22 protein-coding genes, 1 pseudogene and 1 other annotated feature are annotated in these 22,156 nt (G+C 60.7%); of the genes and pseudogenes, 15 read left to right on the top strand and 8 right to left on the bottom strand.

Annotated elements, in window-relative coordinates; all coding sequences use genetic code 11:
* Positions 1-62: 62 nt before the first annotated feature.
* Positions 63-1,040, top strand: coding sequence for a LysR family transcriptional regulator (locus AC1MGT_RS23465; RefSeq protein ID WP_499504426.1), 978 nt, complete (start codon positions 63-65; stop codon positions 1,038-1,040).
* Positions 1,041-1,114: 74 nt separating this feature from the next.
* On the opposite strand, the gene AC1MGT_RS23460 is transcribed toward AC1MGT_RS23465, so the two are convergent.
* Positions 1,115-2,035, bottom strand: a complete 921-nt coding sequence (locus AC1MGT_RS23460; RefSeq protein WP_499504425.1) for a LysR family transcriptional regulator — start codon at positions 2,033-2,035, stop codon at positions 1,115-1,117.
* 132 nt (positions 2,036-2,167) lie between these two features.
* On the opposite strand from AC1MGT_RS23460, the gene AC1MGT_RS23455 reads away from it, so the two are divergent.
* The 8 genes from AC1MGT_RS23455 to AC1MGT_RS23420 all read left to right on the top strand — a co-directional run bounded on the left by AC1MGT_RS23455 (position 2,168) and on the right by AC1MGT_RS23420 (position 9,225).
* A complete protein-coding gene (locus tag AC1MGT_RS23455) occupies positions 2,168-2,908 on the top strand; it encodes an SDR family oxidoreductase (RefSeq protein WP_499504424.1) in 741 nt (246 codons plus the stop codon).
* Between the two features lie 182 nt (positions 2,909-3,090).
* Complete coding sequence (locus AC1MGT_RS23450; protein WP_499504423.1) at positions 3,091-4,101, top strand: zinc-binding alcohol dehydrogenase family protein; 1,011 nt, start codon at positions 3,091-3,093, stop codon at positions 4,099-4,101.
* Between the two features lie 50 nt (positions 4,102-4,151).
* A complete protein-coding gene (locus tag AC1MGT_RS23445) occupies positions 4,152-5,153 on the top strand; it encodes a zinc-binding dehydrogenase (protein ID WP_499504422.1) in 1,002 nt (333 codons plus the stop codon).
* 4 nt (positions 5,154-5,157) lie between these two features.
* Positions 5,158-5,865, top strand: coding sequence for an IS6 family transposase (locus AC1MGT_RS23440; RefSeq protein WP_044663628.1), 708 nt, complete (start codon positions 5,158-5,160; stop codon positions 5,863-5,865).
* A 284-nt stretch (positions 5,866-6,149) separates the two neighbouring features.
* Positions 6,150-6,653 carry an RrF2 family transcriptional regulator gene (locus tag AC1MGT_RS23435; protein ID WP_499504421.1) on the top strand — a complete coding sequence of 168 codons (504 nt, stop codon included), beginning with the start codon at positions 6,150-6,152 and terminating at the stop codon, positions 6,651-6,653.
* Between the two features lie 100 nt (positions 6,654-6,753).
* Positions 6,754-7,935 carry an NO-inducible flavohemoprotein gene (gene hmpA, locus AC1MGT_RS23430; RefSeq protein ID WP_499504420.1) on the top strand — a complete coding sequence of 394 codons (1,182 nt, stop codon included), beginning with the start codon at positions 6,754-6,756 and terminating at the stop codon, positions 7,933-7,935.
* Positions 7,936-8,056: 121 nt separating this feature from the next.
* Positions 8,057-8,434, top strand: a complete 378-nt coding sequence (locus tag AC1MGT_RS23425) for a group III truncated hemoglobin (protein WP_499504419.1) — start codon at positions 8,057-8,059, stop codon at positions 8,432-8,434.
* Between the two features lie 83 nt (positions 8,435-8,517).
* Positions 8,518-9,225, top strand: coding sequence for an IS6 family transposase (locus AC1MGT_RS23420; RefSeq protein WP_044663628.1), 708 nt, complete (start codon positions 8,518-8,520; stop codon positions 9,223-9,225).
* 175 nt (positions 9,226-9,400) lie between these two features.
* Here the strand turns inward: AC1MGT_RS23420 and AC1MGT_RS23415 are convergent, their stop codons facing one another.
* Both AC1MGT_RS23415 and AC1MGT_RS23410 read right to left on the bottom strand, forming a co-directional pair.
* Entirely contained in the window at positions 9,401-9,706 is a 306-nt protein-coding gene (locus AC1MGT_RS23415) for a transposase (protein WP_499504418.1), read from the bottom strand.
* Positions 9,707-9,929: 223 nt separating this feature from the next.
* Positions 9,930-10,823: a LysR family transcriptional regulator gene (locus tag AC1MGT_RS23410; RefSeq protein ID WP_499504417.1), complete on the bottom strand. Its 894-nt coding sequence runs from the start codon at positions 10,821-10,823 to the stop codon at positions 9,930-9,932.
* A gap of 283 nt (positions 10,824-11,106) precedes the next feature.
* Between AC1MGT_RS23410 and AC1MGT_RS23405 the strand changes: the two genes are divergently transcribed.
* The 4 genes from AC1MGT_RS23405 to AC1MGT_RS23390 all read left to right on the top strand — a co-directional run bounded on the left by AC1MGT_RS23405 (position 11,107) and on the right by AC1MGT_RS23390 (position 15,438).
* Entirely contained in the window at positions 11,107-12,237 is a 1,131-nt protein-coding gene (locus AC1MGT_RS23405; protein ID WP_499504416.1) for an alkene reductase, read from the top strand.
* A gap of 174 nt (positions 12,238-12,411) precedes the next feature.
* On the top strand, positions 12,412-13,314 hold the full coding sequence (locus AC1MGT_RS23400; protein ID WP_499504415.1) for an NADP-dependent oxidoreductase: 903 nt from the start codon (positions 12,412-12,414) through the stop codon (positions 13,312-13,314).
* 29 nt (positions 13,315-13,343) lie between these two features.
* Positions 13,344-14,036 carry an IS6 family transposase gene (locus tag AC1MGT_RS23395; RefSeq protein WP_499504414.1) on the top strand — a complete coding sequence of 231 codons (693 nt, stop codon included), beginning with the start codon at positions 13,344-13,346 and terminating at the stop codon, positions 14,034-14,036.
* Positions 14,037-14,260: 224 nt separating this feature from the next.
* Positions 14,261-15,438, top strand: a protein-coding gene (locus AC1MGT_RS23390) for an IS3 family transposase (protein ID WP_499500736.1) whose coding sequence is annotated in 2 segments (ribosomal slippage) — positions 14,261-14,528 and positions 14,528-15,438 — 1,179 coding nt in all. Because the reading frame shifts where the segments join, the coding sequence is not laid out codon by codon here.
* 14 nt (positions 15,439-15,452) lie between these two features.
* Here the strand turns inward: AC1MGT_RS23390 and AC1MGT_RS23385 are convergent.
* The 3 genes from AC1MGT_RS23385 to AC1MGT_RS23375 form a co-directional block, all read right to left on the bottom strand.
* Complete coding sequence (locus AC1MGT_RS23385) at positions 15,453-15,758, bottom strand: ArsR/SmtB family transcription factor (RefSeq protein ID WP_379737139.1); 306 nt, start codon at positions 15,756-15,758, stop codon at positions 15,453-15,455.
* A gap of 212 nt (positions 15,759-15,970) precedes the next feature.
* Positions 15,971-16,942, bottom strand: a complete 972-nt coding sequence (locus tag AC1MGT_RS23380) for an LLM class oxidoreductase (protein WP_499504413.1) — start codon at positions 16,940-16,942, stop codon at positions 15,971-15,973.
* 88 nt (positions 16,943-17,030) lie between these two features.
* A complete protein-coding gene (locus AC1MGT_RS23375; protein WP_184238331.1) occupies positions 17,031-18,155 on the bottom strand; it encodes an alkene reductase in 1,125 nt (374 codons plus the stop codon).
* A 305-nt stretch (positions 18,156-18,460) separates the two neighbouring features.
* Here AC1MGT_RS23375 and AC1MGT_RS23370 point away from each other — a divergent pair.
* Positions 18,461-19,683 (top strand): IS3 family transposase gene (locus AC1MGT_RS23370; protein WP_499504412.1). Its coding sequence is split into 2 segments (ribosomal slippage): positions 18,461-18,740 and positions 18,740-19,683, totalling 1,224 coding nucleotides; the frame shifts between segments, so codons are not numbered across the junction.
* Positions 18,739-18,855: a sequence feature (AL1L pseudoknot), on the top strand. (Overlaps the previous gene by 117 nt.)
* Positions 19,684-19,723: 40 nt before the next feature.
* Here the strand turns inward: AC1MGT_RS23370 and AC1MGT_RS23365 are convergent.
* A pseudogene (locus tag AC1MGT_RS23365) lies at positions 19,724-20,365 on the bottom strand (IS6 family transposase); the annotation flags it as partial.
* A 297-nt stretch (positions 20,366-20,662) separates the two neighbouring features.
* Positions 20,663-21,061 (bottom strand): winged helix-turn-helix transcriptional regulator, encoded by a 399-nt coding sequence (locus tag AC1MGT_RS23360; protein ID WP_285383209.1) that lies wholly within the window; start codon positions 21,059-21,061, stop codon positions 20,663-20,665.
* Positions 21,062-21,159: 98 nt separating this feature from the next.
* On the opposite strand from AC1MGT_RS23360, the gene AC1MGT_RS23355 reads away from it, so the two are divergent.
* Positions 21,160-22,005 carry an SDR family oxidoreductase gene (locus AC1MGT_RS23355; RefSeq protein ID WP_499504411.1) on the top strand — a complete coding sequence of 282 codons (846 nt, stop codon included), beginning with the start codon at positions 21,160-21,162 and terminating at the stop codon, positions 22,003-22,005.
* Positions 22,006-22,156 lie beyond the last annotated feature (151 nt).

Here is a 22,156-nt window from a genome sequence, read left to right as displayed (position 1 = left end):
CCGGCCGGTGCGGCAAGATGTAAGATGCCAGCTTCGCCCCCCACCTTGTGAAGCCCCCTGCCATGGATTTCCGCCAGATTCACTACTTTATTTCGCTGTACGAAGAAGGCACGGTCACGCGCGCCGCGCACCGCCTGAACATCGTGCAGCCCGCCTTGAGCATGCAGATCGGCAGGCTGGAGGATCACATCGGCGAGAAGCTGTTCGAGCGGGGCAAACAGGGCATGGTGCCGACCGCCGCCGGGCGCGAGATGTACCGCCTGTTCGTGCCGATCATTCGCGACTTCTCGAATGCCGAGGCGCAGATGCTCAGCAGCGGGGGCGCTATCCGCGGGCATGTCAACATTGGCCTGATCGCATCGATCACGGAAGGCGTGCTGGTCGACACACTGAGCGAGTTCTCGAACAGCTACCCGGACGTGGGCGTGACGGTGAGCGACGGCTACACCACCACGCTGACCGACTGGGTGGCCGGAGGGCGCCTGGATGCGGCGATCGTCAACAAGCCGCGCCGCCCGCTGGCGCTCGACATCGAGCACATCGTCGACGAGGAGATGGTCCTGATCACCGGGGCCGGCGTCGCAACGAACCTGCCGCAGAAGCTGCCCTTGCGCCAGGTTCCATTGCTCGGCCTGCCGCTCGTCCTGCCGAGCCGCGGCCATGGCCTGCGCAGCAATATCGACAGCTTCGCCGAGAGCGAAAACATCGAGCTGACGGCGAAGTTCGAAATCGACTCCCTGATCGCGGCCATCAACCTGGTCGAACGCACCCAGGTGGCCAGCATCGTTCCATGCGTTGCGGTGCACCGGCAGCTGGCCAGAGGGACGCTGCGCGCCCACACCATCGTCTCGCCGCGCCTGATACGGCGCGTGGTCAGCGTATCGCACCCGCGCCGCCCGCTGAATCCGGCGACCAAGCTGTTCGTGTCGATGCTGGCGGCGAACCTGCGCTTGCGCGCCCCCAGGGTACTGCCCGACAGCGAATCACCGGAGGACACGCAGGAAGTGCGCGGGGATGGCGAGGCGGGAGGCGGCGCTTGACGGGGCGGCAGACCGGGCCCTGGCTGTGGCATCAAACGATGTAAAAGGCTCGCCGGGGCGGACAAGCGGGCGGATCAGGCGCGCGCCGGCGCGGCGTCGGACAGGGCGCCGACGATCGCATCGAACACGCGCCGGATGCGGGGCGGCACCGGGCCACGTTGCGGGCGATAGACGAACACATCCCACGCGGGCGGGGCAAACTCGTCGAGTACCGCGACCAGGCGGCCGCTGGCCAGCTCGGCGGCGACCAGGTAGTGCGGCAGTTGGCCGTAGCCGACGCCGGCCAGCATCGCGTCGAGCTCGGCTTCCGGATCGTCGGTCAGGAAGACCGGGGAGGTCGGGGTGAGCTGCTGGCTGCCGCCGAGGCCGTCGGCCACGTACCACGGCCACACCCTGCCGCTGGCGCCATCGACGTAGCCGGTGGTGGCCAGCGCCGCCAGCGCCTCGGGCGAGGCGGGAACCCCGGTGCGGGCCACCAGCGCCGGCGCGCCGGCAATCACGAACGACATCTTGGCGACGGCGCGCGCGACGAAGCGGTTGTCGCGCATGAAGCCCAGGCGCACCCCGATGTCGATCTGTTCGTCGACCACGTCGGCGATCGCGTCGGCCAGGCGCAGGTCGATGATAATGGCCGGGTGCGCCAGCGCCAGCCTGGTGAGCGCCGGTAGCAGGCGCATGCGCGCCAGGCTGCGCGGCGCCGTGATCCGCACGCGCGTTGGCAGTTCCGATTCGGAGGCGTCGCTGGCGCGCTGGAACAACGCATCGAACTCCAGCAGCGAGGCGCGGCCGCGCACCGCCAGCTGCGCGCCGAACTCGGTGACCCGGATCTGGCGCGTGCTGCGGTGGAACAGCACTTCGCCGAAATGGCGCTCGAGCTGCTGGATCGCGCGCGTCACCCCCTGCGGCGAAATGGCGAGCCGCGCCGCCGCCTCGCGGAAGCTGGACGACTCCGCCGCCACACAAAAGATTCGTAACAGGTCGGTCTGGTTCAGCACGCGCTAGCTCCTCGATGAGGCTGCAATTATTCCATAAATTCGAATTCTGAAATCGATGTTGTTCCATATACAACGCAGTATCCGGTCCGCATACTGCTTTCCTGAATTGACATTCCTATCGGAGAAAGCACGATGAACCACGAGATCGCAGGCAAAGTAGTCCTCATCACCGGCGCCAGCAGCGGCCTGGGCGAAGCCACCGCTCGCCACCTGGCGGCACAGGGCGCACACCTGGTGCTGGGCGCGCGCCGCCAGGACCGGCTCGAAGCATTGGCCGCGGACATCCGCGCCGCCGGCGGCAAGGCCGTATTCGCCGTCACCGACGTCACGCGCAAGGACGATGTGGCGGCGTTGGTGCAGACCGCGTTGACCCATTTCGGCCGGCTCGACGTGATGATCAATAATGCCGGCCTGATGGCGGTGGCGCCGCTGCGCGAGCTGAAGGTGGACGAGTGGGACGCCATGATCGACATTAACGTCAAGGGCGTCCTGTATGGCGTCGCCGCTGCACTGCCGGTATTCCAGAAGCAGGACAGCGGCCATTTCATCAACATCGCGTCGGTGGCCGGGCTCAAGGTATTCGGCAACGCCGCCGTGTACAGCGCCACCAAGTTTGCCGTGCGCACCATTTCCGAAGGGCTGCGCGCTGAAATCGGCGGCAAGATCCGCAGCACCGTCATTTCGCCAGGCGCGGTGGCGTCGGAACTGAAACATGGCAGCAGCCACGCCGAGAGCGCCAGCGCCGTGCTCGACTTCTACGAGATGGCGATTCCGGCCGACGCGGTCGCACGCGCGATCGCCTTCGCCATCACCCAACCGGCCGACGTCGACATCAACGAAATCGTCCTGCGCCCGACCGTCCAGGAGTTCTGAGCCGGGCCGGCACCCCTTCCACGGCGTCGGCGTCCTCAGGCGGCGCCGCGCCACATTCCAACGCTGTGCCCGCGCTACGCGCACGCAAGGCTCCCGCTCTGCAAGTGCGCAAGGCGTATCATCGTTTGACGCCGCACGCAGTTCGCCCGCTGTCACTGATCTGTCATTTCCATGGAGTACCTATGAAAGCTGTTATCTATAACGAGTCGGTTTCGCTCGATTCCCCGAACGCCCTGACGGACACCACCTTGCCCGACCCTGAGGCGAGCGGGCACGATCTGTTGGTGGAAGTGCATTCGGTCTCGGTGAACCCAGTCGACACCAAGATCCGCGGCGGCGTGCTGCCGCCCCCGGCGGCACCGAAGGTGCTGGGCTGGGATGCCTCCGGCGTGGTGCGCGCCGTGGGCGAGAAGGTCACCCTGTTCAAGCCGGGCGACCGCGTCATGTACGCCGGTTCGCTGCTACGGCCCGGCACCAACAGCGAGCTGCACCTGGTCGACGAGCGCATCGTCGGTCCGATGCCGACGAGCCTTAGCTTCGAGGAAGCGGCCGCACTGCCGCTGACCTCGATCACGGCATGGGAACTGCTGTTCGACCGTTTGCAAGTACGCGAAGGCAAGGCCCCGACCGGGATCCTGCTGGTCATCGGCGGCGCCGGCGGCGTCGGCTCGATCCTGATCCAGCTGGCGCGCCAGCTGACCGGCCTGACTGTGGTCGCCACCGCATCGCGGCCGGAAACCCGGGAGTGGGTGCGCGAGCTTGGTGCGCACCATGTGATCGACCACACGCGGCCGATGCCCGAGCAGTTGCGCGACATTGGCTTTGACGAGGTCGCTTACGTGGCGAGCCTGACCCACACCGACAAGCACCTGGCCGACATCGCCGAGATGCTGGCGCCGCAGGGCAAGCTGGGGCTGATCGACGACCCCGTATCGCTCGACGTGCCTATCCTCAAACCCAAGAGCATCTCGATGCACTGGGAATTGATGTACACCCGCTCGATGTACCAGACCCCGGACATGATCGAGCAGCACAATATATTGGTCAGGGTCGCCGGGCTGGTCGACGCCGGCGTGCTGCGCACGACGCTGGCGGACCAGTTCGGCACCATCAATGCGACCAATCTGCGTCGCGCCCATGCCCTGATCGAGAGCGGCAAGGCGCGCGGCAAGATCGTGCTGTCCGGCTTTTAGATGTTGAGGATCGCCATGAAAACCGCAGGTACCATCACATGAATCACACAATGAAAGCCCTGCTTCTGCAGCAAGCGGGCCCGGACTACACACTGGTGCCGGCAAGTGTTCCTATCCCCACGCCGGGCGCGGGCGAGGTCCGCCTGCGAGTAAGGGCCTCGAGCATCAACCCGGTGGACTACAAGTTCGCGCTCAGTGGCGACGGCCTGGCCATGCCCCACGTCCTGGGCATCGACGCCGCCGGCGAGATCGATGCCCTGGGCCCCGATGTGACCGGGTGGCAGCCGGGCCAGCGCGTGATGGCACTGACCAACCTGTATCGCTGGGGCGCCTATGCGGAGTACGTCGTCGTCGACGCGAACGTGTTGAGCCTGTTGCCGGACGCGCTGTCGTTCGAGCAGGCTGCGGCCCTCCCTTGCGCCGGGTTGACGGCCTGGCAGGCGGTACACCGGAAGCTGAAACTGCAGCAGCCGGGCCAGACGATCGTGATTACGGGGGCCGGCGGCGGCGTAGGGGGTTTTACGGTGCAGATGTGCCACCAGGCCGGTGCGCGCGTCATCGCTACCGCATCGCGTTCGGTCGAGCGCGTCCGCTCCCTGGGGGCCGACGAGGTCATCGACTACCGCCAGGTCGACGTGCTTGCCGAGACCATGCGCCTGACCCAGGGCCGCGGGGTCGATGCGGTGATCGACCTGGTGTCGGCAGAGTCGGCCACGGCCCTGCTGCCTTTGCTCCGCCACAACGGCGAGATGGTGTGCGTGGTCACTCCTCCCCACGAACAAGACCTTCCGCCTTGGGGCAAAGCCATTTCGCTGCATGACGTGGCGCTGGCCTTCGCCTACCAGTTCGGCGACGCCGACAACCTGCGTGACATCGGGCGCGCCGGCGAAATCCTGGCCGGATGGGTTGCGGAAAGACGCATCGATCCGCAGATCACCCGCGTCATTTCGCTCGACGAGGTGCCGGCGGCATTGCGCGAGGCGGAAGCTGGGCACACGCAAGGCAAAGGGCATTGTCAAGTTGCCACAGCCGGCCGCGCCTCGATAAAATGATGAGATGACAGGTTCTCAACTTTACCGCGGTTTCCGCTACCCTCGGGAGATCATCAGCCATGTGGTGTGGCTCTACTTCCGGTTCTCGCTGAGCTTTCGCGACATCGAGGAATTGATGGCAAGCCGGGGTATCGTCGTGACTTACGAGACGATTCGCCAATGGACTCTGCGGTTCGGCCAGCAATACGCTGCTGAGCTGCGCCGACGTCAGCCACGACGGGGCGACAAATGGCACCTCGACGAGGTCGTGCTGACGATCAAGGGAAAACATCATTACCTCTGGCGTGCAGTTGACCAGGACGGCCATGTCCTGGATGTCCTCGTGCAGAGCAGGCGTGACCGGCAGGCGGCCAAGCGGTTCTTTCGCAAGCTTCTCAAGGGCTTGCGCTACGTGCCGCGGGTTCTGATTACTGACAAGCTCAAGAGTTATGCGGCCGCTAAGGCTCAGATCATGCCGGGCGTAGAGCATCGCCAGCACAAGGGTTTGAACAACCGGGCCGAGCTATCGCACCAACCGACGCGCCAGCGAGAACGGCAGATGCGCCGCTACAAGTCACCGAGGCACGCGCAGCGTTTTCTATCCGCGCATGGGCCGATCAACAACGTCTTCCGATGCCAGCGCAACCGCCTGTCGGCGCAGCAGTACCGGCACGTGCGTACTCAAGCGTTTTCTCTCTGGAATGAGGTCACCGATGTAGCGAAGAACGCATAACCTGGGACATTTGTTATCCGAGCCGCGGCCATTTCGCTCCGGATTCCGAAACTCGTCTCGTCGGCTCAGCAACTTGACAATGCCGGTGACGTATATACCTTACCTCGTCAGGCCGCGTGTGGACGGCAAGGACGGGTAACGATCTGCATTCGACGTCGCTGCGGTATGCCACGCTGCCGAATTTGCGCGCTCATCAATAATTCGTGGGACGATCCTGACGCCCCCGTGAGACCGATATAATGTGCGATCTGCGGTGGCGATCGTGCCGCTCCTCCGGGCTGGCCATGAGACTTACTTCCTTCACTGATTACACACTGCGTTGCCTGATATACCTCGGCATGAACAGGGAGCGGCTGGCGACTGTGCAGGAGATCGCCCAGCTTCACAACATCTCAAAGAACCACTTGACCAAGGTCGTGCACCAGCTGGGTGTGAATGGTCTGGTCGAGACGGTTCGGGGGCGCAACGGTGGGTTACGGCTCGCGCGCGCGCCGTCGGACATCAATATCGGCGCCGTCGTGCGGCAGACTGAGCCGGATTTTTTCATTGCCGAGTGTTTCGATCCGGCGCGCCGCGGGTGCGTGCTTTCGGGCTCCTGTGCCCTGCAACGCAAGCTCGCGCAGGCCATGCATGCGTTCATGGAAGTTCTGGATGGACTCACGCTCGCCCAGGTGCTGCCGGAATCTCCGGGAGATAGCGGGGCGGAACGCGTCGGGCAGGCCGTTGCCCTGTACAGAATCGTTGGACCCGCATTGGCACGTCGTGTCGAACCGGATCCCAAAGACTGAACCACCACAATTCCAGGTGCCCCATCGACTAGGGCATTTTGTCCAGAATCTCGGGCGTTTAAACATGTAGAATGAATACATGTTAAATGAGGAGAGAATCATGTTGTCTACTGAGCATCGCGCGATCGTCACCGCAACTGTCCCCATTCTGGAACAAGGAGGGGAAACGCTTACCCGCCATTTTTACCAGCTGCTCTTCCGTGATTATCCCGAAGTGAAACCGTATTTCAATCAGGTTCACCAGCAAAGCGGGGCCCAGCAACGCGCGCTGGCCAACGCAGTGCTCATGTATGCAAAGAACATTGACCGCCTGGAAGCGCTGGGACCACTTGCATCGACTATCGTCAACAAGCACGTCGCATTGCAGATCTTGCCCGAGCATTATCCAATGGTGGGGGCCAGCCTGCTCAAGGCCATCAGCGAGGTACTTGGCGCCGATGTTGCTACCGAGGCAGTGTTGGAAGCATGGGCCGCGGCGTACGGGCAGCTGGCCGACATCCTGATCGGCGCCGAGGCGAAAGTCTATGAAGCGCAAGCGCAGGCGTGCGGCGGTTGGAACGGCTTGCGCAAATTCGTTGTCATGGAAAAACGCCGTGAAAGCGACGAGATCATAACGTTTGTTCTACAGCCACAGGACGGAGATCCGGTAATGGCGTTCTTGCCTGGTCAGTATATCGGCATCCGCGTCATGGTCGGCGTTCAAGAACAGCGCCGCCAGTATTCGCTGTCAGCAGCGAGCAATAGCGTCACGTATCAGATTAGCGTCAAGCGCCAGCCAGATGGCAAGGTTTCGAACCTGCTGCATGATCAGGTGAAAGTTGGCGATATGGTCGATCTGTTGCCACCGTCAGGTGCGTTTACTCTGACCGACAGTGATAAGCCACTGATCCTGATCAGCGGCGGTATTGGTATTACGCCCACGCTGCCGATGCTGGAACGTGCATTGGCAACGGGCCGCGATATTCATTTTATTCACGCTGCACGGCACGGCGGGGTCCACGCGTTCCGCGACAAGCTCGAGGAGCTGGCAGCCGCACACCCGCAGCTGCGCAACTTCTATCTATACGCAGAACACAGCGACGTACACCCGACGCCACACGCAGTCGGCCTGCTGGACAGCAACAAACTGGCGGCGTGGCTGCCCGAATCCCGCGATGTAGACGCTTACTTCCTTGGGCCGACGGCGTTCATGAAAATGGTAAAGCATTCGTTGTACAAACTTGGCGTACCTGAGTCGCAGACCCATTACGAGTTCTTTGGTCCTGCCGAGGCACTGAACTGAATCAGTGAACAGGCAGCTCGGAGCCTGGCGGGCTCCTTGAGTATTTCCCCAGCTGCAGTCATGGGCCAGCCTCTTGCTGGTCCCGCGTGCATGTGACCTCGGTCTACCATGAGAGATACGTATGGCCCCAAGTTCAATCACAGAGCTGTCGATACGGCAGCTGGTCGACAATTTTTATGCACGTGTGCGCGCAGACGCGTTGCTGTCTCCGGTTTTTGAAGAAAAGTTAGCTGGCATATGGAACATGCATATGCCAAAAATGTACGCCTTCTGGACCAAAGTACTGCTCGGAACCGGAGAATTTCAGGGTAACGTGTTTAGCAAGCACATGGTCCTGGCCGGTATCGAGCAGCGGCACTTTGTTCACTGGCTCAGGCTTTTCAAGATAACTGCAATTGACATCTTCGGGGTCGAGGATGCAGCGGTCCCTCTCCTGGTAGCTGAACGTATCGCTGCCAGTTTTCAATTGGGATATTTTGGTAAAGCCAAGGTTGTGTAGCGGCAACTCCAAGCTCGGTATTCACGATTCGGCACGGCATTGTCAAGTTGCCACAGCCGGCCGCGCCTCGATAAAATGATGAGATGACAGGTTCTCAACTTTACCGCGGTTTCCGCTACCCTCGGGAGATCATCAGCCATGTGGTGTGGCTCTACTTCCGGTTCTCGCTGAGCTTTCGCGACATCGAGGAATTGATGGCAAGCCGGGGTATCGTCGTGACTTACGAGACGATTCGCCAATGGACTCTGCGGTTCGGCCAGCAATACGCTGCTGAGCTGCGCCGACGTCAGCCACGACGGGGCGACAAATGGCACCTCGACGAGGTCGTGCTGACGATCAAGGGAAAACATCATTACCTCTGGCGTGCAGTTGACCAGGACGGCCATGTCCTGGATGTCCTCGTGCAGAGCAGGCGTGACCGGCAGGCGGCCAAGCGGTTCTTTCGCAAGCTTCTCAAGGGCTTGCGCTACGTGCCGCGGGTTCTGATTACTGACAAGCTCAAGAGTTATGCGGCCGCTAAGGCTCAGATCATGCCGGGCGTAGAGCATCGCCAGCACAAGGGTTTGAACAACCGGGCCGAGCTATCGCACCAACCGACGCGCCAGCGAGAACGGCAGATGCGCCGCTACAAGTCACCGAGGCACGCGCAGCGTTTTCTATCCGCGCATGGGCCGATCAACAACGTCTTCCGATGCCAGCGCAACCGCCTGTCGGCGCAGCAGTACCGGCACGTGCGTACTCAAGCGTTTTCTCTCTGGAATGAGGTCACCGATGTAGCGAAGAACGCATAACCTGGGACATTTGTTATCCGAGCCGCGGCCATTTCGCTCCGGATTCCGAAACTCGTCTCGTCGGCTCAGCAACTTGACAATGCCCCAGCGGATGCAGACCAGGATCACATCAATCGGAAAGCGCATCCCTTTGAAGTTAAGCATCTCGATTCGTCCTCGGTTCGGGCGCCGCAGTTTACCTGATTGGCCCGCCGGCGTTTGCTAATGCAACAGAACCTTTTTTTACGATATCTCGCTCCATGCGGGCTTCAACGAGCTCCTTGCGCAGCTTCGCGTTCTCCGCTTCCAGCTCGGGGACGGTACGGCTTCCCGGTACTGCGGAGGGGGTGGCGTCATTCTTCGCAGCGCTTACCCAATTCGCCAACGTCCCCTTTGGAATCGCGATGCGTGTGGCCGCGTCTTCAAGCGTCAGGCCCTGGACCAAGACCAGTTTGACCGCTTCCTCACGAAGCTCCGGCGTGTATGTTCTCGTTCGTTTCATAAATTCTCCCGTTGGTGAAGTTTACCAAACAGGAGTGTCCGAAAAAGTCAGGGTACCTCAGTAAGGGCTCGCCGCCGAGCCGGCCGGGGGACGCAGGCCTGCTGGGGCGGCGACGACCTCAGCCATCGATTGTGTCGAACTTGATTGGTTTGTGTCGAACTTAATTGCTTGTGCACAACAGCAGCGCTGGTCTGCGCATACGTCGAGCATTGTGAAACCGCCATCATGGACGCTTGTCGAGCGGTACATGCTCGCTGATGAAGTCGATGAAGGCGCGCAATTTGGGTGTGATGTGCTTGCTGGCAGGCCATAACAGACGGAACGTGTTCTGTTCCAGCGTAAATTCGTTCAGTACCCGTATCAGCGTGCCGCTTCGCAGCGCCTCGCCGACAGCGAAATGCGGCATGTAGGCAATACCGATACCCTCCAGCGCGAAACAGCGGCGGGCCTCATCGGTGTTGCAGGTAATGCGGCGACCTAGCTGCGGTTCCGGCTCGCCGACGCCGAGTTGCAGTTGCCAGGTTTGCAAACGGCCGGTGTTGGGCATGCGGAACTGGATGCAGTCATGATCTTGCAGGTCACGTGGGTGCAGCGGTGTGCCGCGGCGCGCGAAATAATCGGGTGCACCCACCAGCCACATCTGAAACGTGCCGAGCGTGCGCGAGGTCAGCCGAGAGTCGTCGATACTTCCGCTACGAATCACTGCGTCGTACCCCTCGTCGATGACATCGACATGGCGGTTATCGAAATCCAGATCCAGCTCCACTTCCGGATAACGCTGCTGAAATGCAGCCAGCGTCAACACGAACGGTTCGCTGAGCATCGGTAATCCGATGCGCAGGCGACCGCGCGGCGCACTCATGGTTTGCGACAGCTCCGCCTGCGCCGCGTTGAACTCTTCGAGAATGCGCCTGGCGCGCGCCAAAAACATTTCGCCTTCCGCGGTCAAGGTCACGCTGCGGGTGCTGCGGTGGAACAGACGCACTCCCAGGCTTTGCTCGAGCCGGGTGATGCTCTTGCCGATGCCCGACGCCGAGACACCGACTGCTCGGCCGGCGGCGACAAAACTCCGCGTGTCGGCCACGTGCACAAATATGCTGATGGAAAAACTATCCATGGCTTCCCTTGCGCGGACAGTTTGTCCTGTATATGCGGAAGTCTAACCTACTTAATCGAAGGCCATTTACACGTTATCTTAAACTTGGCGGCAGGTCATCGTCGGCAGATGTCTATTCAATATTTCCGAACACGATTGCGGATGGGATGTCCATATTCGGCGACCGGCTGTTATGGCAGCGCTGGACTGACGCTCGCACCATCACCTCATATCACCGGCACGGACGCTGATCGCCGTGCCGGTTCGCTTTCAGCTACTTTTTTCACTAGTTAGGACAAGCATCATGAAATTGCTCGAATCTTACAATCTGGGCGGCTTGCAACTGCCCAACCGCGTCGTGATGGCGCCGCTGACTCGATCGCGTGCCACCGACGACGTCGCCGACGAGATGACCGCAACCTACTACGCCCAGCGCGCCACTGCGGGCCTTATCATTTCGGAGGGCACACCGATTTCGCGGGAGGGACAAGGCTATGTGTCCATTCCTGGCATATATAGCGCCGCGCAGATAGCCGGCTGGCGCAAAAGCACTGACGCGGTACACCGTGCGGGCGGCCGGATATTTGCCCAGCTGTGGCATGTGGGGCGGGTTTCCCACACGTCGATGCAGCCTGGCGGTGCGGCGCCGGTCAGTGCCAGCAGCCTGGTGGCCCGCGGCGCGCTGGCGTACGGCTACGACGCCTCGGGCGAGCCGGACTTCGTGCCGACATCGGTGCCGCACCAGTTGAGCACAGACGAGGTCGCCCGTTTGATTTCTGATTTTGTCACTGCAGCGGCCAACGCGATCGAGGCCGGCTTTGACGGCGTCGAGCTGCATGGAGCGAACGGCTACATCTTCGAACAATTCCTCCATCCGGCTGTGAACGATCGCAGCGACCAGTACAGCGCCGCCACGCTGGCCAACCGGCTGCGTTTTCTGCTTGAAACGGTCGATGCGATCGCCGCGCGCATCGGTCCGTCCCGCGTGGGCGTCCGCTTTTCGCCGTTCGGCAACCTGTTCGATATGCCGCCCTATGCCGAGGCCGAACAGACTTACCTGGAGCTGGGTCGTGCGCTGGCCGAGCGCAAGATCGCCTATATCCACTTGATGGATCAGTCTGGGTTCAAGCTGGGAGATGCGGTCTTGCCTGCGAACGCACAGTTCCCGCGTCTACTGGAGCGGCTACGCGAGGCTTTTCACACCGGCGCCATCATCGTGGCAGGTGGCCTGACGCGCGACCGCGCCAATCAGCTGATCGCCGATGGCGTCATCGACCTAGCCGCATTCGGTGAACCGTTCATCGCCAACCCAGACCTCGTGGCGCGCTTTGAACACGGCTGGCCTCTGGCCATCGCCGACCGCGCCACTTTTTATGGCGGCGCCGCCGCAGGCTATATCGATTACCCGGCTTATGGCGCCGCGCCAACATCATGAGCTGAGCAATTCCAAGGCAGCTTTTCCCTTGCGGAGCTTGACATCCTGCGAACGGACGGTCCAGTCTAGACTTTTTGTTTGCACGGATTGCCATCCTTTTTAAATCGTCGTAGCTGTGCAAGCAGCCTACGCTTGGCATGCGAGTAAAGCCGCAATGCCACAGGAGAAATAAGCATGACTACATTCCAACGCATCGTGCTGGCCTCGCGCCCCTCGGGCGAGGCCACGCCAGAAAACTTCCGGCTCGAAACGGTCGAGGTTCCCGAACTGAAGGACGGCGAAGTGCTGGTCCGCAACGAGTACTTGACGGTCGACCCGTACATGCGCTCACTCATGAACGAGGGCAAAAGCTACATGCCGCCGGTGGAACTAAACGCCACCATGGCCGGCGGCACGGTGGGCGAAGTGGTAGCTTCAAAGAACCCGGAATTCGCCGTCGGCGACAAGGTCGTCGGCGATATGGGCTGGGCCGAAATGGGCGTCTCGGACGGCAGCAGCATGCGCAAGGTTGACACCAGCGAGGTTCCGCTGCAGGCCTATCTCGGCGTGGTGGGGATGCCGGGCATGACCGCCTGGTACGGCCTGAACCAGATCATGGTCCCGAAACCCGGCGAAACCGTGGTGGTGTCGGCCGCCAGCGGTGCGGTCGGCAGCGTCGCCGGCCAGTTGGCCAAGCTGAAGGGCTGCCGCGTGGTCGGCATCGCGGGGGGCAAGGAGAAGTGCGATTACGTGGTCAACGAACTTGGCTTCGATGCATGCGTCGACTACAAGGCTGGCAACCTGGTCGCCGACCTCGCAGCGGCCACCCCGGACGGGATCGACGCGGTGTTCGAAAACGTCGGCGGCCAAGTGCTGGACGCCTCGCTCGCGCGCATGAATCCGTTCGGCCGGATTGCCGTCTGCGGCCTGATCGCCGGGTATAACGGCGAGCCTGTTCCGATCAATAATTTCAGCGCGGTGCTGGTCATGCGCCTGACCATGCGCGGCTTCATCGTCGGCGAGCACATGGAGTTCTGGCCCCAGGGCCTGAACGAACGGTTTTGTCGCGTTAGCCGAGCGGTAGCCCCGATCGGGTAGACTGCAACGCCGCACATTGCCGATCCGACATGCTCAGCTTCAAAGGAATGCGTTTCCCGATTGACGTCGTCTTGGTCTGCATCCGATGGTACGTGGCGTACCCGCTCAGCTACCGGCACATCGAAGAGCTCATGGAAGAGCGGGGCGTGTCGGTGGACCATTCGACGATCAACCGTTGGGCGATTCGCTTCCTGCCGTTGATTGAAACACAGTCACGAAAGCATAAGCGTCAGGTCGGCGCTAGCTGGCGGATGGACGAGACGTACATCAAGGTCAAGGGCGTCTGGAAGTATCTCTACCGTGCTGTCGACAAGGAAGGAAAGACCGTCGATTTTCTGCTGACGGCACATCGCGACATGGCCGCCGCCAAACGTTTCTTCGACAAAGCCATGCGTGAGAACGGTGCTCCGGAGAAGATCGCGATGGACAAGAGCGGAGCCAACAAGGCCGCGATCGACGAAATTAACGGCGCGATGGCTGTCCCGGTCACCGTACGGCAGGTCAAATACCTCAACAACATAGTCGAGCAGGACCATCGCGCGATCAAGCGCTTGACCAAGCCGATGCTGGGCTTTAAGTCCTTTCGCGCGGCCGCCAACGTGCTCGCCGGTATCGAGCTCATGCACATGATCCGCAAGAACCAGTTCAGGACTGAAGGCGTTGCTCGCACATCGTTCGCCGACCAATTTTATGCGTTGGCAAGACAAATCCGTCCAGTTTGAAAGCAGCCCACTCCTCGCCAGCAAATCTGAGCGTCAAATCGCTAACGCGACACAACCGGTGGCACTACCTTGACAATGCATTGCCCTACATGAAGGACGTCAGTCGCACCGTGTGCAGTGCACCAACGCGACCCGTCCCACAGAGAGCGGCACTGCCACTGTGTAGTGGTCTAATGTCTCCGGACACCTCGATAGGTGGATAATTCACCTTCGAAGGAGTTTACATGACCAGGCAGCGCCGCAATTTTGACCCTAGCTTCAAGCTTGAGGTCGTTCGAATGATCACAGAACAAGGCCTCAGCATTTCGCACGTCAGCCAGACGATGGACATTGGCGTTACCGCGATCCGTCGCTGGATGGAACAGTACGAGGCCGAGCAACAAGGCCAGCCAGGCATTGGCAAACCGTTGACGGCTGAGCAGCAGCGAATCCGTCAGTTGGAGCAGGAAAACCGTCAACTTCGTAGTGATGTGGACGTCTTAAAAAAGGCATCGGCCTTCTTTGCCCGCGAGCTCAAATGAGCTATCGGCTCATCGATGAGCTGCAAACGAAGGCCGTACCTGTCGCACAAACCTGTCGTCTCCTTGGTGTTAGCCGGGCTGGATTTTACGAAGCCAAGCGTCGTGCAACTGCGCCGATGTTTTGCAAAGCGAGCGTGCATTTGCGTGCCGCGTTCATGAGCAGCGGCCAAAGTTACGGCAGCCGTCGGCTTGTCACGGCACTGGCCAACAGAGGCCTGCAGGTCGGGCGTTACAAGGTGCGCCGCCTGATGCAACAGGCCTGCCTGAAGCCAGTCTGGAAGCGCAAATTCGTACACACAACCGACAGTAAGCATGCCCTGCCGGTTGCGCCGAACGTCCTTGCCCGACAGTTCAACCCGGCAGCGCCGAATCAGGCTTATGCCTCGGATATCACGTACATCCGTACTGGCGCAGGCTGGCTCTACTTGGCTGTCGTGCTCGACCTGTTCTCGCGCAGAGTCGTGGGCTGGGCAATGGCGCCGAGCATGCCAGCTGCCTTGGTTTGCGATGCCTTGCGTATGGCGATCCAAGCTCGGCGACCAGCGGCCGGACTGGTCGTCCACTCCGACCGCGGCAGCCAATATGCAAGCGACCAGTACCAAGCGTTGTTGACCGAGCATGGCTTCGTTTGCAGCATGAGCCGCAAAGGCAACTGCTGGGATAACGCCGTCGCTGAACGCTTCTTCTTAAATTTAAAGATGGAGCGTGTCTGGCAGCGCAATTATGCGAACCAAGCCGAAGCCAAGCTTGATGTGGCCAACTACATCGTCGGCTTCTACAACTGCGAGCGCTTGCATTCTGTATTGGGCAATCTGCCGCCCAGCGTCTATGAACGCGCAATGGCAGAGAAAGAACTTATCGTTGTGTCCGAAATTACTTGACCACTACACTGAACTCAGATCAGCTTCTGCAAGTTCTTGAGCAATTCCGCAATGTTCCCTTCGTGACGCTTGTAATAGGTCCAAGGTCCGATGCGCTGGGACGTGACCAGCTTGGCCCGCTGCAAGACCGTCAAGTACTGTGAAATTGTTGACTGTGACAGTCCCGCACTCTCCTGGATGATGCTCACGCAGACCCCGACCTTTTCGGGATCGACCTCTTGCTCTGGATAGTGTTTGCGTGGGTCTTTGAGCTTGGCCAAGATCGCCAATCGGGCGGGGTTGTCCAAAGCCTTCAGTGCCTCGTGGATATCAATGCTCATGGCAACCTCAAAACTACTTTTCTCGATATTATAATATCTCAATTACTAATAGCAGTGCACGGATGTAGTGAGAGCCACTACCGCAAAGTTCAGAGTGATGTCAGGCATCAGCAATGCCATCCACCTGTTCGCTGCTCGCTAGTCTCTGTAACCGCTTAGTGCATCACAGAACGTGCGTCAGTCTACCCATAACGAGTTGATCTCTTGCGGCCTCATGGCGCGTGCGCACCAAACCGGGGCGCGATGTAAGAGCCGAGTTCATCCATGACTTCTGCTGCCGGACGGCGACCATACTTGAGATTGAGAATTACATGATCGACGCCAATCGACTCAAGCGACTCCAATAGCGCCAGCAGATGATTTCGCCCCAGCCGGTAGCCCAGATGGATTGGCTCTGGCGGTGCGTCCGGACGCACATCCAGGTCGATGTAAAGCGACTGGAGGAAAGGTTTGTAGGTGTCCCCAGAGTGGGCTTTGACCACCTCTCGCCAGTTTGCCACCATCGTCTTCTGCAACTGCGGTGCCCGTGGATAGGTGATCCACCCGGAACTCTCCCGCGCGATCCACTCCATGGACTGGCGACTGTTGCCCGTCACGAAAAATGGAATCTCGTTCGTAGTCGGCTTCGGAATCAGGTCCGCGCTCTCCAATCGACCGCGACTCCATTGCAGCGGCTCGAAGCCGGTGCGCTGAGCCTTGCGGATTACTTCCAGATGTTCCCGGAAAATATCGCCCCGCTGATCCGGGTCAACATCAAATGCAGGGAACTCCACAGGTCTGTCGCCCGAGGCGACACCCATCAGGAAGCGGCCGCCGCTCAACTGGTCCACGCTCGCAGCCGCCTTGGCCGTGTGCAGCGGGCTGCGCAGCGGGATCGCTATCGACGCAGTCCCCAGTGCAATCGTCGACGTATGTGCTGCGATGAAGCCCAGATAGACCCAGGGATCAAAAACCTGGCCCACATCGCCGAAGCTGGGGTCGCGCAACGGTACGTCCCGGAACCAGAGCGCGGAGAAGCCCAGCGCTTCCGCACGACGGGCCAACTCGACCTGGTTGGACATCGTCGGCGTATCGCCCTGGAAGGCCTCGATGGGGAAAAACAGCCCCAGGCTCAGGTGGCCGGCCTTGAAGGTTCGACCGAACCCTTGGTGCTGCTGATAAGGGGTTGTACTTGGCTGATACATTGTCAGGCTCCTCTGGGTCTCAAGGTTTCCATCGCACGCGCGCAGCGCCACTGGCGCGTCCGAAGCTGCGAACGCGGCCAGTACTGCCTTATGGCCGGTAAGAGGGGTAGTCGGTGTATCCCTTGTCAGTGCCGCCATACATCGTCGCTGGATCTACTGCGTTGAGCGGCCAGCCATGGGCGATGCGCTCAGGCAGATCCGGGTTGGCGATGAAGGGACGGCCGAACGCGATCAGATCGCCCCAGCCCGCCTTGACCACGCGCACACCGCGCTCCACGTTGTATTTACCGGCATAAAGGATCTTGCCGCTGAAGTTGCTGCGCACATCATTTCGGAAGGTCTCGGGCAGCTCTGGCGCGTTGTCCCAATCGGCCTCGGCAAGCGAGACATAGGCAATCCCGACCTGTTCGAGAACCTTGATGGCCTCGATATAGGTTTCATGGGGATCTTCCTCCACCAGCCCCAGATAGACGCGGTCTTCTTCGGTGCTGGCGAACAGCGGGGCAAATCGCACCCCGAGCCGTTCCTTGCCGACCACATCAGCAACCGCCTGTACCACCTCGCGCAGGAAGCGCAGACGATTTTGCAGGGGGCCACCGTATTCATCGGTGCGCCGATTGGTGTGCGAGGAAATGAACTGGTTGACGAGGTAGCCGTTGGCGCAGTGGAGTTCGACACCATCGAAGCCCGCATCGAGTGCATTGCGGGCCGCCTGGGCGTAGAGCTGTACCAACTCTTTCACTTCGGCAGTTGTCAGCGCACGCGGCACCGACGGCTCCGTAAGTGCGCCCTGGCCCGGGCCGGTTTCGACGAACACCTTGACGTTGTCGGCAGCGATTGCCGATGGTGCGACGGGTGCCGCACCGCCGGGTTGCAGCGAGTTATGCGAAACCCGCCCCACATGCCAGAGCTGCGCAAAGATGATGCTGCCTTCGGCATGCACCGCTGCCGTGATCTTGCGCCAGCCTTCAACCTGTTCCGGGCTGTGCATACCGGGCGTCCAGGCATACCCCTGGCCACGCGGCTCGATCTGCGTGCCTTCGGTGACCATGAAGCCCGCCCCGGCCCGCTGACGGTAGTAGTCGGCCATCAGGTCGTTCGGAATGTTGCCCGGCTGGGAACTGCGCGAGCGGGTCAACGGCGGGAGCACGATCCGGTTTTTCAGGGTGTAAGGCCCCAGCTGCGTGCTTTCAAACAGTATTTCTCTATTCATTTCAATACTCCTAAATATTTGGAAATCTCGATGTTACTGGGCAAAATTTTGGCGATGAATCGAACTCAAAACACGCCGAACGGTTGACATGGCTATCATAGCCACATATCGGGATATGTCAATATCTAAATTGATAGATGTCATGTGCCGTGCAGCGTGCACAACTGCGCTCGCAGTCTTGCCCCGCTAATCCGATTTCCCATCCGATAAGGAGCTACATATGTTCAACGCCATCCTCATTGATAAAGACGATTCTGAACCGCCCCGAGTTTTGTAGAGGCTCCATTGTTTGAGAGAATGGAGCTATGAAAAAGGAACCGAAGTATTCCCCCGAAGTCGCTGAGCGCGCCGTGCGCATGGTTAGCGAAGCCGGCAGCCAGTACGAGTCGCAGTGGGCCGCGACCACGTCGATCGCGGCCAAGATCGGCTGCACGCCGGAGACGCTGCGCCGCTGGGTACGCCAGCAGGAGCGCGATACCGGCCAGCGCCCCGGACCGACGACCGCTGAAGAGGAGCGCGTCAAGGCGCTCGAGCGAGAAGTGCGCGAGCTGCGCAAGGCAAACGAGATCCTACGGCTGGCGAGTGCTTTTTTCGCCCAGGCGGAGCTCGGCCGCCACTTCAAGCCGTGAGAGCATTTATCGACCGGTATCGTCATGCCTACGGCGTTGAGCCGATCTGCAAGGTGATGCAGGTCGCGTCGTCGGGTTACTGGCGCTACGCGGCGCAGCAGCGTAACCCGGCATTGCGCTGTGCACGCGTTCAGCGCGACGAGGTGCTGAGCGTCGATATCGAGCGAGTCTGGCAGGCAAACCTGCAAGTCTACGGGGCCGACAAGGTCTGGCGCCAACTGCGACGTGAGGGAACGGACGTGGCCCGCTGCACCGTGGAGCGCCTGATGCGCAAGACCGGCCTGCGCGGCGTCATGCGCGGCAAGGGTGTGCGCACGACCTTAGCCGATGCAAAGGCGCCATGCCCGCTCGACCGAGTCAACCGCCAGTTCAAAGCGCAGCGGCCAAACCAGCTGTGGGTATCGGACTTCACGTACGTCTCGACCTGGCAGGGCTTTGTCTATGTTGCCTTCGTCATTGATGTTTTTGCCCGGCGCATTGTCGGCTGGCGGGTCAGCAGCTCGATGCAGACCGATTTCGTGCTCGATGCACTGGAACAGGCGTTGTACGCGCGTCAGCCCGAACGAAACGAGCTAGTCCACCATAGCGATAGGGGCTCGCAATACGTATCGATAAAGTACAGCGAGCGCTTGGCAGAAGCCGGCATCGAACCATCTGTGGGTAGCAAAGGCGACAGTTACGATAATGCTTTGGCCGAGACGATCAATGGGCTCTATAAGGCTGAACTGATCCACCGCCGCGCTCCCTGGAAGACGCGTGAGGCCGTCGAATTGGCCACGCTCGAATGGGTGTCCTGGTTTAATCATCACCGCCTTCTCAAACCGCTCGGCTATATACCGCCGGCGGAAGCTGAGGCAAACTATTACAAGCAACTGAGCAGTCAAGCTATTCCGGCCTGACTCACACTAACCGGCCTCCATGAAAGCCGGGGCGATTCAGCCCTTTGCGAATGCGATGCATGAGCTCAATGCCTTGTATTGTCGTGGTAGCGGAAGTGAAGCTTTTCAAGCCCAGCATCGGTCCAAGTCTGGATTTGACATTGCGATGGTCCTGCTCGATCAGATTGTTCAGATATTTTGACGAGCGAAGCTTCGTCAAGTCAGGAAGACGTCCCTGCTCTTGAAGTTCGCGAACGGCACGGTGGGAAGCGGCATAACCGTCCAGCGTAATAGTCTCGGGTAACCGGCCCTGAGAACATATGGCTTTACGAAAGAATGCCTTGGCCGAAGCGACGTTGCGCCGCGGGCTGAGCCGGAAGTCGACGGTATTGCCGGCCGAGTCGACAGCCCGGTAGATATAAGCCCACTGACCGCGGATCCTGACGTAGGTCTCGCCCACCCGCCAGGAGGTGCCAGCCGACGTCGCGAAGCGGCTCCAGCGTTTGTCGAACTCCAGTGCGTACCGCTGAACCCAACGCAGGATTGTCGTGTGAGCGATCGGCAGGCCTCGCTCAGCCATCATCTCGACCAGGTCTCGGTACGACAGCTTATAACGCAGGTACCAGCGCACGCAAAGGATGATGATCTCTTGTTCGAAGTGTCGGCCCTTGAACAGGTCGCTCGTGCTCGCGTGACTACGCATGTTAGGCAAAGGCCGTCATTCTAGCTGAGCTGCAGGTTTGCACCAGAGCCCGTTTCTCTAGGCAGTTGCTCCGCAGACAACGTATGGCATACATTGAAGCATTGGACGGCCGAGTTCGGCCAAGAGCGGACACAACGTTGAATGTAGCTGCGTCTGAACTAGCCTAAAAACTGGGATTAGCTGCGGTACTCTGCGGTCAAGCGGATGAGCTGACGCGCCTCGTCGACCATTCGGTCAGCCTCGCGCTCGACGTGTTCGAGAGCGACACGGGACGGATCACGGGCTGGCGCGAGGATCTCAGTGCGCGGCGGGACGAGATTCGAGAATGTCGGGTAGCATGATTTCGAGCCACTCAACCAGACCCTGCACCTTTTCCGCAGCTTCCAGTCCGATCGGCGTTAGCGTGTACTCGACATGGGGCGGCACGGTCTTGAAGTCCTTGCGGTCGACCATGCCGTCTGCCTCCAGCCATTGCAGGGTTTGCGCTAGCATGCGTTCGCTGACGCCGCCGATGCAACGCCGCAGGTCGCTGAAGCGCTGCTTACCAGGCATCAGGGCGATCAGCACGAGCACGCCCCAGCGGCTGGTCAGATGCTTCAGGATTTCGCGCGACGGGCAGGCGGCGGCCATCACGTTGCCGCGCATGAGGCGCTCGGAGAACGTGCCGTGTTCAGGTTCGGGGGAAAAATCAGACATGGTTATCTCTAACTAACATTTGTGTGCGTACTTCCTAAAGAGAAGTATAGTTCATATAATCGGGCCTCGTCCACATCGAACCCTTGAAGGAGTAAACCATGACTATTGCAGTAAGTGGCGCAACCGGCCAACTGGGCCGCCTCGTGATCGGCAAACTCAAACAGAAGGTCGCGACTGACAACATCGTCGGTCTCGTCCGTAACACCGAAAAAGCCAGGGATCTGGACGTCGCCGTCCGCGTGGCCGACTACACCCAGCCGGCCACGCTCGAGGCCGCCCTCGCCGGTATCGATACGCTGCTGCTCATCTCGGGCAACGAAATCGGCCAGCGTGCGACCCAGCACGCCAACGTGATCAATGCCGCAAAGAAAGCCGGCGTCAAGCGCATCGTGTGCACGAGCCTGCTGCGCGCCGACCGCTCGCCGCTGAACCTGGCACCGGAGCACGTCCAGACCGAAGCCGACCTGAAGGCATCAGGCCTGCAGTACACCATCCTGCGCAATGGCTGGTACACGGAAAACTACACGGGTTCTATTACCCCGGCCCTGGCCAATGGCGCGTTCTACGGCAGCGCCGGCGACGGAAAGATCGCTTCCGCCGCACGTGCCGACTATGCCGAAGCGGCTGTCGTGGCCTTGACGAACGAAGCGCACAGCGGCATCACCTACGAGCTGGCCGGCGACAATGCCTACACGCTGGCGGAACTCGCCGCCGAGATCTCCAGCCAGACCGGCAAGGACATCCCCTATGTGAACATTCCGGAAGCCGACTACGCGGCCGCGCTCAAGGGCGCGGGTCTGCCGGAGGGCTTCGCCGCGGCCATCGCATCGTGGGACGTAGGCGCCTCGCAAGGCGCATTGTTCGACGATGGCCGCCAGCTGTCCAAGTTGATCGGCCGTCCGACCACATCGCTGGCCGACAGCGTCAGGCAAGCGCTCGCCTGAGCGCGTTCGATCCGGCCGTCCCGGCGGCTGGATTACCCAAGCTTCATTGAGGGCTGTCTGGCAAATCGCTCAGTGGGACAAGCCTGAGGCGGGGTGTCAAATCGACAGACGCCGCCACGGAAACTCCCCGAATCAGCGTAATCATCCGTCC

This window comes from Telluria sp. BA11 (assembly GCF_056680305.1).
Note: the sequence above shows the minus strand (reverse complement) of the source record. Positions and strands in the feature narration are given on the sequence as shown.

What these genes read in the sequence shown, in the direction of transcription:
- AC1MGT_RS23465 (WP_499504426.1), top strand. Translation starts at nt 63, where the DNA reads ATGGATTTCCGCCAGATTCACTACTTTATTTCGCTGTACGAAGAAGGC.
- AC1MGT_RS23455 (WP_499504424.1), top strand. Translation starts at nt 2,168, where the DNA reads ATGAACCACGAGATCGCAGGCAAAGTAGTCCTCATCACCGGCGCCAGC.
- AC1MGT_RS23450 (WP_499504423.1), top strand. Translation starts at nt 3,091, where the DNA reads ATGAAAGCTGTTATCTATAACGAGTCGGTTTCGCTCGATTCCCCGAAC.
- AC1MGT_RS23445 (WP_499504422.1), top strand. Translation starts at nt 4,152, where the DNA reads ATGAAAGCCCTGCTTCTGCAGCAAGCGGGCCCGGACTACACACTGGTG.
- AC1MGT_RS23440 (WP_044663628.1), top strand. Translation starts at nt 5,158, where the DNA reads ATGACAGGTTCTCAACTTTACCGCGGTTTCCGCTACCCTCGGGAGATC.
- AC1MGT_RS23435 (WP_499504421.1), top strand. Translation starts at nt 6,150, where the DNA reads ATGAGACTTACTTCCTTCACTGATTACACACTGCGTTGCCTGATATAC.
- hmpA (WP_499504420.1), top strand. Translation starts at nt 6,754, where the DNA reads ATGTTGTCTACTGAGCATCGCGCGATCGTCACCGCAACTGTCCCCATT.
- AC1MGT_RS23425 (WP_499504419.1), top strand. Translation starts at nt 8,057, where the DNA reads ATGGCCCCAAGTTCAATCACAGAGCTGTCGATACGGCAGCTGGTCGAC.
- AC1MGT_RS23420 (WP_044663628.1), top strand. Translation starts at nt 8,518, where the DNA reads ATGACAGGTTCTCAACTTTACCGCGGTTTCCGCTACCCTCGGGAGATC.
- AC1MGT_RS23415 (WP_499504418.1), bottom strand. Translation starts at nt 9,706, where the DNA reads ATGAAACGAACGAGAACATACACGCCGGAGCTTCGTGAGGAAGCGGTC.
- AC1MGT_RS23410 (WP_499504417.1), bottom strand. Translation starts at nt 10,823, where the DNA reads ATGGATAGTTTTTCCATCAGCATATTTGTGCACGTGGCCGACACGCGG.
- AC1MGT_RS23405 (WP_499504416.1), top strand. Translation starts at nt 11,107, where the DNA reads ATGAAATTGCTCGAATCTTACAATCTGGGCGGCTTGCAACTGCCCAAC.
- AC1MGT_RS23400 (WP_499504415.1), top strand. Translation starts at nt 12,412, where the DNA reads ATGACTACATTCCAACGCATCGTGCTGGCCTCGCGCCCCTCGGGCGAG.
- AC1MGT_RS23395 (WP_499504414.1), top strand. Translation starts at nt 13,344, where the DNA reads ATGCTCAGCTTCAAAGGAATGCGTTTCCCGATTGACGTCGTCTTGGTC.
- AC1MGT_RS23385 (WP_379737139.1), bottom strand. Translation starts at nt 15,758, where the DNA reads ATGAGCATTGATATCCACGAGGCACTGAAGGCTTTGGACAACCCCGCC.
- AC1MGT_RS23380 (WP_499504413.1), bottom strand. Translation starts at nt 16,942, where the DNA reads ATGTATCAGCCAAGTACAACCCCTTATCAGCAGCACCAAGGGTTCGGT.
- AC1MGT_RS23375 (WP_184238331.1), bottom strand. Translation starts at nt 18,155, where the DNA reads ATGAATAGAGAAATACTGTTTGAAAGCACGCAGCTGGGGCCTTACACC.
- AC1MGT_RS23360 (WP_285383209.1), bottom strand. Translation starts at nt 21,061, where the DNA reads ATGTCTGATTTTTCCCCCGAACCTGAACACGGCACGTTCTCCGAGCGC.
- AC1MGT_RS23355 (WP_499504411.1), top strand. Translation starts at nt 21,160, where the DNA reads ATGACTATTGCAGTAAGTGGCGCAACCGGCCAACTGGGCCGCCTCGTG.